The following is a 14,475-nucleotide window of genomic DNA, read 5'->3' on the forward strand; positions in this document are numbered from 1 at the left end:
TATAATTGCGATTTTTCAAAACTCTAGAGGCGTTCCAGCTGGGCAAACTTCTCCACCAGCTTCTTTACGCCATGCTGTTGAAATTGTACTGTAATCTTCGCGTCATCCCCGTCGCCTTCGCGACGAAACACAATTCCTTCGCCATATTTGGGATGCCTAACCCGCGTGCCTTGCCTCAGCCCAGTCTTCCCGGACTGTTCTTGAACCTCTAACTTCGGACGCGAGATCTTCTGTCCGCGTGCAGCAAAGAAGCTGGCAATGTTGTCCATCGACTGTCCCGGTGCAGCGGTCTTGGAGCCATACCTAGGTCGATTGTTCACTCCAGGAAGGCCAGGAGCTCTCGTCTGGACTCTCTCCCCGCTTTGGTCCTCATCTTCATAGCTGTACTGCCGCTCGTTCTCTTCGCCGCTAGGACGGCCGAACCTGTTCGTCTTGGGGTAGGGAGTCGCATACGCACCACCGTACGCTGAACCATAATCTGATCCGGAAAACTGAGGCCGCGCAGGCGGACTGCCCAGATCCTCCACAAGGCGGCTTGGGACCTCTTCCAGAAATCGCGAAGCGATGCTCGCTTCCGGCATATCGCTTCCATATCGTCGTCTATATCTAGCTCGGGTCATGATCAGCGTATCCATCGCCCTCGTCATTCCGACATAGCAAAGCCGACGTTCTTCCTCGAGTCCGGTTGGATCCGTCAGCGTCCGGGAGTGCGGGAAAAGCCCCTCTTCCATACCGGTCAAAAAAACCAACGGAAACTCCAAACCTTTGGCCGCGTGTAAAGTCATCAGCGTCACTCTGGCTTCTTCGCTGTAGCTGTCTGCATCGCTAACCAGCGCTGCATGGTCCAGAAACTCATGCAACGTCTCGCCGCGCTCTTGTGCATCCTGCGCTGCGTTTGCGAGTTCCTTCAGGTTCTCGATTCGCGAAAAAGACTCCGGGGTCGCTTCTTCTTCGAGCGCTCGAATGTATCCACTTCGGTCGTTCAGAAACTTAATGAGTTCCGGCAGCGTTGCTGCATCCCCCGGTTTGCGAAACGCTGGCTTTTCGTCCGCCATTTTGATCTCTGCAGCCCTCTCCACTGTCGTACTTGCGGATCTTTTGAGGACTACGGGTGCGAATGGATTGAAATTCGTTGAGTCGATTCCGTGGGCAGCGTCCGAGTCTGAAGAGTTTTCAGCTGCAATCGTGGAAATCTCTTCACTAGGGCCAAAGTCGAACCCGAAGTTGAAGCTTGTGTCGAAGGAAGCATTCGAGCTCGTATCCTCGGGTTCTGGCCCAGAGTCCGCTTCCCCAAAACCAAACGAAACATCTACCTCGAGATCTTCAACTGTCCCAGGAAGCGGCGAAATGTCGTTGTCAGGCGCAAGATCCCCAGCGAGTTTCTCTGCAAACCCGGGACCCAACATCGCCCGTGCATCGTCAATCAGCCGTCTGAAGCTATTCAAAGCCTGCAATGCGCGCGCAGGTAGCAGCTTATCTTCGATGGCGCGCTCTATCGCGTCCCAAGTGCTCATACCGGCCGATAGGGCCATTCTCTCGAGCGTCTCCATGGTTGTTTTCCCGATTCCTCGAGGCGGAGAGTTCACCACCCTTCCCAGTGCGACTGAGTCGTGCACATTCTGCACCAGCTTCAGGTAGCTCAGAATGTCTTTTACCTCGGCTCGGTCATAAAAGCTGAATCCGCCCACCATGTGGTATTGAATCTGGTACCGGCGCAGCGCCTCTTCCACGAGGCGAGACTGAGAGTTCGTTCGGTATAAGACCGCACATCTCGGCAAATCGACCTGTCCGCCAGCTTCCCTCAGATATCGCTGGACTCTATCGGCAATAAACAGCGCTTCATTCTCACCGTCAGGAGCTTCATAGTAGCCAATCAGGCTGCCACCCTCTCGCGTGGTGAAAAGATTTTTGCCTTTGCGCTGAGTATTCTGCGCTACAACTGCGCCCGCTCCTTCCAGAATTACTTGCGTTGAACGGTAATTCTGTTCAAGTCGTATCGTCTTTGTTTCGGGAAAATCTTTCTCAAACTCCAATATGTTTTTTATGTCTGCGCCACGCCAGCTGTAGATTGACTGGTCCTCATCCCCTACTACGCAGACGTTAGCGTCAGGACCGGCCAGCAGCTTCATTAGTTCATATTGAGGCCGGTTTGTGTCTTGATACTCATCGATCAAAAGATATTTGTAGCGGCGGTTGTATCTTTCTCGGGTTTCTCCGGAGGACTTCAGTAGCCGGACGGTCTCCAGAAGCAGATCATCAAAGTCTAGTGCATTCGCTTTAAAAAGTTCCTTCTTATAGATCTCGAAGATGTGAGCGATCTTCTCTTCCATGGGATTAGTGCTCGCAAGAAAATACTCCTGCGGGTCAATCATGTGGTTCTTGGCCCAGGAGATTCGCCCAAGCGCAACTCTCGGTTTCAGAGATTTGTCATCAATCGCGAGACGCTTCAATGCCTGCTTCACCACCGCCTGCTGATCCGTCTCATCGTAGATCGCGAAGGTTTTGGTCAGACCAACTCCTCCTACGCGAAGCGCTTCAATATCCCGCCGCAACACTCGCACACAGAAACTGTGAAACGTAGCCAGCACGGGTTTCGTCAGACTGCTGTGACCCAAAATCTTATCCACTCGTTCTGCCATCTCTTTAGCGGCTTTATTTGTGAAAGTCACGGCGAGAATGGCGTCCGCGGGCACACCACGTTCCTCAATAAGGTAGGCGATGCGATGTGTAATGACCCGGGTCTTGCCAGATCCAGCACCCGCCAGCAAAAGCACAGGTCCGTCCACCGACCGTATTCCCTCCTGTTGCTGAGGATTCATATTTTCTAAAAGTCGACTCAACTTCATACACTCCGATATCTATTTTAAGCTCTTCCGCAACGAGCTCTCTATGCGCTCTAGAAGGCAATCCAAACCCCGCGATTTTATTGTTCATTTGCGAACAGCTTGTCCACTCGTGGACACGAAGCGAGTCGATTAGGACAGTACGATTAAAATCGAGTATCAAAACTGATTTTCGGGAATATTGCGGAACGGATTACGTCTTATATGCGTAACTCAATTAACGACGGGCTCCCTGATCCATGGCAGAGAACTTCAGTCGAAATCTTGAAGTAACGGAGCGCAGTATGAAACGTCACAATTTTTTGACCGTCGCAGTCGTCGCTACCTCTCTTTGTGCAGTTCCGGCCATATACGCGGCTCCTGCAAGCATCTCATCTCCCGTTCATGCGATGTTCGGCAAGACGAAAACTAATAACGTTAAACTGAACCTTCGCAACGACACCGTTACTCCTTTGCAGATCCTGGTCGGCGATAAGCCGATGACGCTTGAGCCCGGCAAGTTGGTTAACCTCGAAGTTCCAGTGGGAACACGCATCGTTGCCAACAGCGCTACTCCAAACCATGCGGTAGGATCGCTCATTGAAGAAGTCATTAAGGATCATAGCGGCGCTACGATCGCAATCCGCTAAGAAGTCTTACGACATTGCCCTCAAAGGCCGACCGCGTTCACGCCAAGCTCCCGGTCGGCCAGCGGCTCCTAATTAACATCGCATGGTGTCTGTCTTAGAGGTTTATAGTGCAAAACCCTTGATATTCTCATCATATGATTCGCAACGTCGCTGTCTTCTGTGCTTCTTCCAATGGTCTTCATTCTTCCTATCGAGTCGCCGCCGAGAACCTGGGTCACGCTCTCGCCACTCGCAACATCGGCGTGATTTATGGAGGCGCCAATGTTGGTTTGATGCAGGCTGTGGCCGAGGCAGCCCTGGCAGCCGACGGTAAAGTTGTCGGCGTTATTCCTGAGGTCTTGGTAGATCTCGAAGTTGCCCACCACGGCATCACGGAACTTCACATCACGAGCACCATGCACACACGCAAGGCGCTTATCGGAGAAAAGGCCGACGCGTTCATCGCGTTGCCGGGAGGCTTCGGTACCTTCGAAGAGCTCTTCGAAGTTCTCGCTTGGCACACCCTTAAACTCCACAGTAAACCTATTGTCTTGCTGAACACGAATGGCTTCTACGATAAGCTCCTCACCTTTCTTGACCACTGCGTAGAGGAAGGAATGCTCAAGGCGAAGAACCGCGGCCTCCTTCTCGTGGCCGATACCGTTGAAGAGGCACTTGTGATGTTGAAATTAGACGAACGAGGAGCTTCCACGGGGAACTTGACTGATTCTCGGTAAGGGTCAGGGGCTGGGAATTGTCAAGAACTCATTCCCCTCTCCTACAACCCCTGCTTTGTCATACAGTCGTCACAGCGGCACACCCGTCGGAGATACTCCCAGGAATAGATTCCACTTTCGTGTCCATCGTTCCACTTGAACCTAATCGCATATTTTCCTACGGGTGTCACCTCCATCGGTCTCACCGGAGCTTCATACAGCTTTAACAGCGTTTGGTCTTTAACTTTCGCTTCGCCCGGTAGCCTGCCAGTGTTCTCCCGATCCTCGTGGCATGTAGCGCACGGACATGCATTTCGCAACCACACGAAGTTCCACGCGCTCTTGTGCCCGTCCTTCCATTCGATCTCGACGCCAGTTCCCTCGGTTTTCTTCACCAGTACTTTTGCCGGAGTGATCGCGCTTGACGGCATCTCTTCGTGCTCTGCGTCTTCCCGCCGCGCCTGCTCCTGGCTGACAATCCGAATTCCCTCGTGACTCATAGCGCGTTCTCCCTCTGCGGTCCCCATATCTTCACTACACCTTCAGATACCTTCACCCTTACACCGTCCATCAGCCAACTCTCCAGAAGAAATAAGCAGCCATCACGCATCCGGTAATCACAACGATAGTACGCAGCACATTCGGATTCATTCGCCGGGCATATTGTGCCCCAACATATCCGCCAACGCCGGCGAATATCATTGAGATTAGGCAGTAACGCCAGATTACTGCGCCGCTGAACAGAAAAGTGATCACAGCGCAGAAGTTAGACAAGCACGCGGCTAGCACCTTGAGCGAGTTCAGTGCGTTCATCTCCTCTACTCCGAATAGGGCCAGCGCGCTCATAATCAAAAATCCAGCTCCAGCACCAAAGTAGCCGATGTAAAAGCACACAGGCAGTAGAACAAAAAACAATGGCGCCAGAGCAGGTGCTCTCTTGATATGAGGCGCAGTCGATCGTTTTCGTAGCCATTGCGACACCGGACCACTGATTCCAAACAACAGGGAAGCGACCAGCAGAAGCCAAGGCACCATATGCAAAAACGTTATTTGCCTAGTATGGAGCAGTACGATCGCGCCGCTTACACCGCCGAGAACCGAAGCCGCGCATACAACCGGCAAAAGATCCCGCCTTAGATCTTCGTGTAATGCAGCGACCGACGTTAGTTGTCCGGGCCATAGCGCGACCGTATTTGTCGCATTTGCCTGAATAGGGGCCACGCCGATTGCCAGCATAGCCGGAAAGGATACGAACGATCCGCCTCCCGCCATCGCATTCATCACACCAGCGATAAATGACGCCGTGACGAGCCATACGTAATGCCAATGTGAACCAAGACTCGAGATCATCCATCTTCCATTGTATCGAGTCCAGGTCGACCGTCTGACTGGTAGTTTCACGTCGCTTAGGTTTCACACTGCTGTTGGCATCTCCGGAGTCGCCGCAATCAGCCGACGCGTATATTCGTGTCGCGGCGTATCGCAAACCTGTTCGCACTCCCCCAACTCCACCAGGCGCCCGCGCTGCATTACCGCCACCCTATCGCACAAATACCGCACCAGGGGCATGGAATGCGAGATGAATAAGTAGGTAAGTCCATATTCTCTTTGTAAGTCCCGCAGCAAATTCACAACTTGAGCGCCCACGCTTACATCGAGCGCACTCACCGGCTCATCCAGCACCACAAACTCGGGTCTGAGCGCCAACGCACGCGCAATATTAATTCTCTGTCGTTGCCCGCCGCTAAATTCATGGGGAAACCGTTCAAGCGCCGACTCGTCTAAACCAACCGTCCGCAACATCTCTTTCAAGCGAGAAACCAAACCCTCAAATGGTCTCTCCCCATGAATCTCAAATGGCTCAGTGAGAATCTGCTTCACCCGCATCCGTGGATTCAACGCCGCGTAGGGATCTTGAAATACGATCTGCATGCGTCGCCGCATTTTTCGCGTCTCGCGTGAAGTCGAGGACAGTAAATCCTGCTCTCTATACCACACCTCACCAGCAGTAGGTTCTCCCAGCCGCAACAAAAGGCGCGCTACAGTGCTCTTTCCTGAACCGGATTCACCTACTAATCCCAACGTCTCTCCCTGTCTGATCACAAACGAAACGTCGTCCACAACTCGGTGTCCCCTCCCATACTCCTTCACCAAGCCTCGAGCCTCGACCAATGCTACCGCTTCATTCTTGGACATAGCCGGATAGTAGCATCCACGGCTCACAAAGCGTATGTGCGGGTACGCCGCATCTCGCAAGTATGGAGTTTGATCTCTAAATCAATGCGGGCAAAAGTTGAATTTCAAAGTTGTTTATATTTGCAGTGAGATCTTGACCCAAACACCTATCGATATACTTCTCGGGAGGAAATATCAGATGTTTCCCTTCCTGTAGAAACGTCAAGATTCTACTGGGAACTATCACTTAGACCGGAGTCCTCCTAAATGTTCATGCGCAAATGTCCTGCTCCTACAAACCGCGCCATCGTGGTTGGCGCACTACTTCTGACAAGTCTGCCAGGTTTCGCGCAGTTCATTGGCAACAACCCACAAGCTGTGGACAAACGCGTGAACGATCTTCTTGCTAAGATGACGCTCGATGAAAAGATTGATCTCATCGGCGGCGACACACCCTTCCGAACTCATGCTGTGCCGCGGTTAGGTATTCCCTACTTCCAAATGGCGGACGGTCCTGTGGGCGCGCACATTCCAGCACCAACGATCGCTTATGCCGCAGGCATCGGTCTCGCAGCTTCGTGGGACAGGGCGCTTGCCGTGAGCATCGGCCAGCAGCTTGGTCGTGATTCACGCTCTCGCGGCGCGGCATTCCTCCTGGGCCCGGGTGTAAACATCTATCGGGCTCCGATGAACGGCCGCAACTTCGAATACTTCGGCGAAGATCCTTTCCTCGCCAGCGCAATCGCCGTCGGCTATATCCAGGGCGTGCAGCAGGAGGGTGTTTCAGCAACCGTCAAACACTACCTGGGCAACAACTCCGAGTATCTACGCCACGATTCAGACTCAGTCATCGACGAACGGACCTTACGGGAGATTTACATGCCCGTCTTTGAGGCTGCCGTTAAGACCGCAAAGGTCGGCGCCATCATGGACTCCTACAACATCACAAATGGTGAACACATGACGCAGAACCGGCGTCTTAACGTCGACGTTGCAAAGGATCAATGGCACTTTCCCGGCGTCATCATGTCGGACTGGGTCTCTACCTACGATAGTGCGGCGGACGTCAAAGGGGGCCTCGACCTTGAGATGCCCTTCGGCGTCTACTACTCCAGAGAGAAATTGCTTCCGCTGCTGAAAGACGGCGCCATTACCGAGGCCGAGATCGATGAGAAGGTGCGTCGAATTCTCCGCGTTGCGGTCGACTTTGGCTGGCTCGACAGGCCACAGCTGGACACCAACATACCTCGCTACAATCTCGCCGGTCGCGCGGCGTCGTTGCAGGCTGCGCTTGAAGGTGCTGTCCTGCTTAAGAATGACAACAACGCTCTTCCTCTCGACAAAGATACTCTCAAGACGATCGCAGTCATTGGACCGACGGCAAACCAGACCGTCACTACCGGAGGCGGCAGCGGTGAGGTCGTCAGTTTTGCGAATACGAATCTCTTGGTCGGCGTCAGTAACTACGTTGGGCCCCAAACCAAAGTTCTTTACGCTCGTGGTCTCCGTAGCGTTAACCAGATGTCGCGTCTGACGCGCTTTACGACTGATGCGCAGGGCACAACCCCGGGGGTCACGCACATCACCTTCGCAAAAGCGAATCTTGAAGGAGACGTCACGGGCACCGTTACGGAAACAGCGATGCTCACCGCCGGTTCCACGCGCCGAGAGCCCGAAGAGCAGGAGCTGAACGCTCTCACTTCGCACAGGAGTGCGTCCCCCTACGTGCGAACCACCACGAGTAGTCGTTGGACCGGGTATTACACCCCGACCGACGCCGGTAAGTTTGCTATCTTTGTCCAGACCGACGGGAAATATCGGCTTCTGGTCGATGATGCGATCGTCTTTGATAGTTCCGTAGTCCCAAAGTACATCCTCAACCAGGCCACTTTGGAGTTGACGCCGGCCCCTCACAAAGTGGTTCTGGAGCAGCTTTCTCAGCAGATCGGATCCGTTTCCGGCATGCGCGTCGGCATCGCTCCTCTTAGCACGATCGTAGAGAAGGATGCCCTCGAGATGGCCTCTCACGCGGACACGGTCATCCTTGCAGTAGGCTTCAACGCGTCGTCCGAATCTGAGGGGGGAGATCGCACCTTCGAGCTTCCCGTCGGACAGGAGCAGCTCATCCAGCAAATCACAGCCCTCGGGAAGAAGACAATCGTCTTCATCACCTCCGGCGGTAGCGTCGATATTTCGAACTGGAAAGATAAAGTTCAAGGCATCTTCGAGACCTGGTACGCCGGAGAAGAGGGGGGCACTGCAGCGGCCCGACTTCTCTTCGGACAAGACAATCCATCCGGTCACCTGCCCATTAGTTGGGAAAAGAAGATCACGGACAATCCCAGCTATCGCAGCTATTATCCAGACCCCGGCACCAATAAGGTCTTCTATCGAGAGGGTATCTTCGTGGGTTATCGCGGTTACGAGCATAACCACGTAGCCCCCCAGTATCCTTTTGGATTCGGCCTCTCCTACACGACCTTCTCTTTCAGTAACTTAAAGAGCGCTCCGTCAGTCGACGGCCATGCCACAGTAACGTGTGATGTTACAAACACTGGAAATCGTTTAGGCGCGACCGTGGCCCAACTTTACGTCGGCCCGGCTGCCCCCGCGATCGAGCGCCCCATTAAAGAATTAAAGGGATTTGAACGGGTCGTTCTGCAACCAGGGGAGACCAAACATGTCTCGTTTACTCTTGAACCTCGCAGCTTCAGTTACTTCGACGTCAAAACTTCAAACTGGCGAGCAGATGCGGGCGCATACGATCTTAGCCTGGGCGCTTCGTCACAAGACATCCGACAGAAGATGACGATCCAAATCGCAAAACCTCTGACGGCCTCTGTTAGCGAGTAATCAGGTAAAAAGGCCGCCTATAAGCATGTCGAAGGATGGGCAAGATGGCCGGCAACCGTTCGCCACCACGGCGAACGGTTGCGGGTAACCTAATCAACGGCGCCCATCTCCACAAGGGTGAAGACAATCCTAGCTGGTCAACAAACCTGGCGGAGCGGCGACTACGGGACCATATTTTTTGGAAATTTATGTGTTCCACTCTGGCAAATGGCTTCGGAGAGTTGTACAGTACCCTCCAAACACGCATGCCATAAATCTTCGCGATCAAGGTATTGAGGCACAACCGGATAGGTGACTGCTCAGATCCGTAGAAAATAAGAGCCGCTAGTCGCGCGTTTGCGAATCATCCGCGGATCGTGGTAGATTCCCGGTTCTTAGCTGTCAACCCATGTCAATTCCTGCACTTGACTGGGCTTTGCATCCGCAGTCAGCGCCATAGATCTTCACGGTTCTTAGAAGGTGTTCAGTGATGAAGTCTCCGTCCTATCTGTCACACATTCCTCGAGCGGCCCGGCTATACCTTTGTATTTGTTACCTGATTGTCGGTTCCAATGTCGCTAAAGGGGCTTTACTGTTAGCCCCGGCGAACTCCCAGCCTCCCGAGACAACCGCCACTGCGACCCAAAAGGATAGTGTAATCATCCCCGGTCCTCTCCGATCTTTTCTCCGAATGGCTGGCATCAGTCAAAAGGTCTCCAAAGATGACGTGCTGGCCTTGTTGGCCCGAAACGTCTACCTTCGCGGCTATCAGCAAAACACTCCTACCGAATTCCTGATACTGATTGATCGCTATGTGACCCAGGCGAGAGAACTTCAAGTTCTGGCAGGCTCGAGCAGCACGATTCGAGTGGCCGGTTGTGACGACGCGGGTACTCTGGTTCATATTCTCGGTTACCGACTGCGAGAGGGGTGTGGTCAGAAAAACTTCACATTAGAGACCGCAAATCCGGAGAGAGCCTTTCTCACGATCGATTCGGGCTTTCCCTTGGTCGAACTGGAGGAAGATCTCCAGAAGGGGATTCCATTCACATACCCGTATCCGGCATCTCGGGTTCCAGCCCTGTTCCACGAAGGCGATTGGATTGGGCTCAGCCAGAACTCGAGGGCTGGGTCGGGAAGTCTCGTAGATGCGGTGTTGGGCGATCCTTCCGTAGCCCGGCTGTATTGGGCACTATCTAAAACGGACGACGAGACAAGCATTGCATTAAGAAACTCGCCAGGCCTTAGGAAACTACTTCCGTCTGCCAGCGTCTTGGACTTTTATGGGAGCCAGATATCTATTCGCTCTGGGCAGGTCAGAGTCCCAGGCGGTGCAACTGCACAAGCTGGTTGGAAGGAACTGGTTGGCGCTAGTCCAGAGTCGCCTGGTGATTTCGTCACTAACTTGCTTGCTAAAGATAACGGCTGGCTGGCTGCCTACTTCGATGCCTTGTCGCGAGTTAGTCAGACGCAGCAAATGCACCTTACAGAATCTCCCCGCCTGAAAGAGCTCTACAACGTTTTTTGGAAAGCCGCCTCTGGCACAAATGCCGTCAAGGGAGTTTTTCCAAGGGCGCCCGGTCTTCTTGTGCTATTTAACCGCGTTCAATGGGAGTCGAACGGCGAACCTCACGTGCCAGGAAACCTCGAGGTTTGGAAGGAAATTCTCCTCGAAAAGACCGACTCTAAAATTGTTCGCAATTGGGTCAAACGCGCCCGGAGCTGGGATCGTCCGGAACAGTTACTTGAAACGATGACCGCCCTTTCCTCAATGGACAGCGATAGCGGACCGCTCCAAATTTATCTCACGATGAGTGAATTGGACCGCGGACGAAGGCCAGGCAACCTCCTTTCGCCCGAAACAGTGCGACAGCTCGCCGATCGGTTTTCCAAGCTCAACAGCTGGTATCTGGTTTTCGCCGAGTTTCCGGCTTTGAATGACGCAGGCATCGCCCTCTTCGTGAATGCGGCGGACGTGATCGACAAAATTTCCAATCAAACTCTGCGCGGGAACGCCCTAGGAGCTTTTCAGGCGAACGTTGGACTTTGGCAGATCTTCGCCCGCCAAGGACAAATTCCGGAGAGCGAACTGAATACGTCGTGGCAAAAAGTACTCGAACCCTTTGCTACGATCTCTTCCTCGACCCAACTGTTCGATGACACCCGAAAATCGCTTCAGGAAATTCTGCAGGCCGCCGGTGCGAAGGCTGACTTTTCCCAAGAACAGCTCGTTGAGCTGCTTGCGGGCCCCCATCAGGCGACCGCGGACGGTCAACGCGAACACGTTGCCTTAGCTGCGAGGATTAACTCGGTTTTAGAAGACCAGCGCCTGGTTTCGCTTGACACTCTATTTTCCCTTAGTGATGGCCTGAAAGAAATTGCTAGCGGGAAAGGGAACAGTGACGCTCTGCTTCCACTAGCAGCGGAGCTCCACGAGTTCGACCTACCGCGCCCAATCTTTACTAATAGCGAGAAAATCAGTTGGGCACCTCCAAACTATACGGCCCATCATGCGGAACTGCAGGTACGAACAGATTTGACGAAAGTCATCAAGGAGCACGCTTCGCCCGCACAGCTTGAAACAGCTCGTGGCCAGCTCACTCCTTTTCTGCGAGACACGCTGGTCGGTTTGAACTATGCCTACTATGAACCTCCCGGCGCGCAAATGCTTCACCATAATCCGCTCTTTGTTCGATCGCATGACTTTCTTGGCCTTTCAATCCAGAGCCCGGATCGCCTCTGGAGCGCCCCTATGTTGTTGGGCATCGGGGCGCCGGCTGGCGGCGGAGCCTATCTAGTAGGATCGTTGGTAGATCTCTCTTATGCACTCGCAACAACAGAGCAGGATTTTCTAGCTCCAGAAAACGTTCAAGCTCTAATCTGGAAAGACTTGGTGCCAGAGCTTTTGGTAGGCGCCACACTTCCGCGTTGGTGGACGATAACTCCGGTAGAGCTTCACGCCGTCACTCTTTATCAAAAATCAGGAGAAGAGTTGTTGACCGCATCTGCGGGAAATCCACAACTCAGGGAAAAAGTGACCGCCATCCTCTCTGACCGGCTGACCTCGCAGCGGCTGGAACGAGTTCAACAATCCCTCCTGCGTCCGGAAGACGTGGCTGCAATGCTCCCGAGAATGACCCCGTCCGAGACCTCTTACCTGGCGGCCGAATACGGAAATAGATTTCCTGACGACAATGTCTCGTGGGGGCCCGCAGGTCAGCAACTCCAGGATCTCCAACGACGGTATCCGGCTGAAGTAAATTGGGAACGTCTCTCAAAAGACTTTGGTGTGCCTCATCCGACGTTGGCCAGAACGAACGCCTGCCAGCTGCTGAATGTAAAACCGTTTCCTTTCTTCGGGTCTTATTCCAGCCGCCTGTTTGGTGAGTCTTGGGAGTCCAGCAACTTGTATTGGGCTCGCCTCGCCGATGAGATGGGTTATTCCCCTGTAGCACTGAATAGCCTTGTTCCAGAGCTTAGTCGCCGGGCAATCACAAAGATCTTCGCGACAGAGCCTGATGATTGGCCGGCAATCCTTCGTGCTATTCAGGAAACGGGCGAGGAATTTCGACAGGGCAAAACAACCGGGTCATCCGGGGTCAATGTCACTTCTACTAGGTCAGTGCCGTCCGGAAACGATGCGAACACACGATAGGAGGATTAAGGTGAAGAGAAAATTCCTGCTTCTCTGGCTAATTTCGTTCCCTTTCTGCGGGGGCAGCTTCAGTACTGCCCAGAATGATACTTCGCGCATTCGCGTAAGCGTCGTTCTGGTACAGCTGAATGTCGCGGTAACTGACGGAAAGGGAAACTACGTTAGCGGTCTCGGTCCAGAAGACTTCTCTATCACCGAGGACAAAATTCCCGAAAAGGCCGCAACATTTGAGGAGGGGAACGAACCAACCCGGCGATTGATAGACGTTCCTCCATCGAGTGGCCACTCTTCGGCTCAGAACGTAGTGTCGAAGCCCGCTGGCGATCCGGCGAAGATGCCGGATCTTTGGTCGGCTGGAGCCAACGTTTTTATTCTGTTCGACACGAGCAACTACATGTACCGGGGCTTTGTATTCGCCCAGGACTCTATCGCCGATTTCATCCGATCGCTGGAAGGCGTCAGCAAGGTTGCGCTCTACTCATACAGCCGTGACCTCTCCAGGGTATCCTCGCTCACCTCCGACCGGTCGCAGGTTTTACGTGGCGTGCGCAACACAGTCGCCGGTGATGACGCTGCGCTCTATAACAGTCTCTTGCTGACGGTTAAGGACGCCGCTCGGTTGACGGGAAAGAAAGCCATCGTTGTCTTCTCTAACGGCCCCGACAACGCAAGCCTGGTCCCCCCGGAGGACGTGGCAGAGTTGGCTCAGTCCACTGGAACAATTATTTACATGATCAGTACGCAGCAGGCTGAAGATGAGCCCATATCGACTGCCGTCTTTGAGCGCATGAGTAAGGTGACTGGTGGCAAAGCCTACTTTTCAAAGAGCTGGCGAGATGAGAAGCAGGCATTTTCCTCTATCCGGGATGACTTGGCCCACCTCTACACCCTCAGCTACTACCCACAGCCAAACCCCAATCGAGGCTGGCGCACTATCACGGTGAAGCTTGTAGGAAAAAACCTGCAGAAATATCACATCCGAACTCGGGACGGATATCGTCTTCTCCAGCAGACGCAGTCCGCGGACAATCTACCATTACCTGGCCCCGATGCTGTTTCGCAATGATCCCACGAAGCTCATGGCAATGAGCACGCTACATGCGGGATTGGTGAAACGCGCGGGAAGGCAGATTGTGCGCACAAGGCGACATGCAATTATGAAGGACTCGTGAACTGCTTATCTGCGGCCATTTGATTCCGGCGGACTAGCCACAAAGCGATTCCCAGAACTGCCCAAGCAGTCCCCGCCCATCGTGCGGTTGGGCCGAGATTTAGCCACAGGAAGAAACACACTACGAAGCCAGAACGCGAAAGCAGGATGGGCAGCCACGGGTTTGAGTCCTTCGTACGCCAGGCCAGAACTGCTGAAGCAACGTTGACACCCATGAAGGCGAGAAGCGCGCCATAGTTCAATAGCTCTGTACCGAGTTGATAGCTCATGGCCAACGACCCAATCAGCACAATTGCGCCGATCAGAAGGACATTGTTTTGAGGAATTCGACGGACCGGATTAAGCGTCCCGAAGAATCTGCGCGGCAACGCTCCGTCCTGACCCATGGCAAAACAAGAGTCTCGCTGTGCCGAACTGCGACGCCATGCCGGACCCGATGGTGGCGATCAATAGAGCACCGTTCATCAAAACAAAG

General features: G+C 53.6%; 10 protein-coding genes. 5 read left to right on the plus strand and 5 right to left on the minus strand.

What is annotated here, in order from left to right; all coding sequences use genetic code 11:
* Window positions 1-23: 23 nt before the first annotated feature.
* On the minus strand, window positions 24-2,819 hold the full coding sequence (locus RBB76_RS12175) for an ATP-dependent helicase (protein ID WP_429631792.1): 2,796 nt from the start codon (window positions 2,817-2,819) through the stop codon (window positions 24-26).
* A gap of 308 nt (window positions 2,820-3,127) precedes the next feature.
* On the opposite strand from RBB76_RS12175, the gene RBB76_RS12180 reads away from it, so the two are divergent.
* Window positions 3,128-3,472: a hypothetical protein gene (locus RBB76_RS12180; RefSeq protein ID WP_429631790.1), complete on the plus strand. Its 345-nt coding sequence runs from the start codon at window positions 3,128-3,130 to the stop codon at window positions 3,470-3,472.
* 134 nt (window positions 3,473-3,606) lie between these two features.
* On the plus strand, window positions 3,607-4,188 hold the full coding sequence (locus RBB76_RS12185; RefSeq protein ID WP_429631788.1) for a TIGR00730 family Rossman fold protein: 582 nt from the start codon (window positions 3,607-3,609) through the stop codon (window positions 4,186-4,188).
* A gap of 41 nt (window positions 4,189-4,229) precedes the next feature.
* Here the strand turns inward: RBB76_RS12185 and RBB76_RS12190 are convergent, their stop codons facing one another.
* The 3 genes from RBB76_RS12190 to RBB76_RS12200 all read right to left on the minus strand — a co-directional run bounded on the left by RBB76_RS12190 (window position 4,230) and on the right by RBB76_RS12200 (window position 6,363).
* The gene (locus RBB76_RS12190) at window positions 4,230-4,667 is read right to left on the minus strand and encodes a DUF971 domain-containing protein (protein ID WP_429631786.1); all 438 of its coding nucleotides are present in this window, start codon (window positions 4,665-4,667) and stop codon (window positions 4,230-4,232) included.
* A gap of 70 nt (window positions 4,668-4,737) precedes the next feature.
* A complete protein-coding gene (locus RBB76_RS12195) occupies window positions 4,738-5,517 on the minus strand; it encodes a sulfite exporter TauE/SafE family protein (RefSeq protein ID WP_429631784.1) in 780 nt (259 codons plus the stop codon).
* 63 nt (window positions 5,518-5,580) lie between these two features.
* Window positions 5,581-6,363 (minus strand): ATP-binding cassette domain-containing protein, encoded by a 783-nt coding sequence (locus tag RBB76_RS12200; protein ID WP_429631782.1) that lies wholly within the window; start codon window positions 6,361-6,363, stop codon window positions 5,581-5,583.
* A gap of 246 nt (window positions 6,364-6,609) precedes the next feature.
* On the opposite strand from RBB76_RS12200, the gene RBB76_RS12205 reads away from it, so the two are divergent.
* The 3 genes from RBB76_RS12205 (at window position 6,610) to RBB76_RS12215 (ending at window position 13,895) form a co-directional block, all read left to right on the plus strand.
* Window positions 6,610-9,195, plus strand: a complete 2,586-nt coding sequence (locus RBB76_RS12205; RefSeq protein WP_429631780.1) for a glycoside hydrolase family 3 C-terminal domain-containing protein — start codon at window positions 6,610-6,612, stop codon at window positions 9,193-9,195.
* Between the two features lie 1,132 nt (window positions 9,196-10,327).
* On the plus strand, window positions 10,328-12,829 hold the full coding sequence (locus RBB76_RS12210; RefSeq protein WP_429631778.1) for a hypothetical protein: 2,502 nt from the start codon (window positions 10,328-10,330) through the stop codon (window positions 12,827-12,829).
* A gap of 10 nt (window positions 12,830-12,839) precedes the next feature.
* Window positions 12,840-13,895 (plus strand): VWA domain-containing protein, encoded by a 1,056-nt coding sequence (locus tag RBB76_RS12215; RefSeq protein WP_429631776.1) that lies wholly within the window; start codon window positions 12,840-12,842, stop codon window positions 13,893-13,895.
* A gap of 89 nt (window positions 13,896-13,984) precedes the next feature.
* Here RBB76_RS12215 and RBB76_RS12220 read toward each other — a convergent pair whose 3' ends face one another.
* Window positions 13,985-14,386: a hypothetical protein gene (locus RBB76_RS12220; RefSeq protein ID WP_429631774.1), complete on the minus strand. Its 402-nt coding sequence runs from the start codon at window positions 14,384-14,386 to the stop codon at window positions 13,985-13,987.
* Between the last annotated feature and the right edge of the window lie 89 nt (window positions 14,387-14,475).

Origin of the sequence: Tunturiibacter psychrotolerans (assembly GCF_051013365.1) — a bacterium.
GTDB classification, from domain to species: Bacteria; Acidobacteriota; Terriglobia; order Terriglobales; family Acidobacteriaceae; genus Edaphobacter; species Edaphobacter psychrotolerans_A.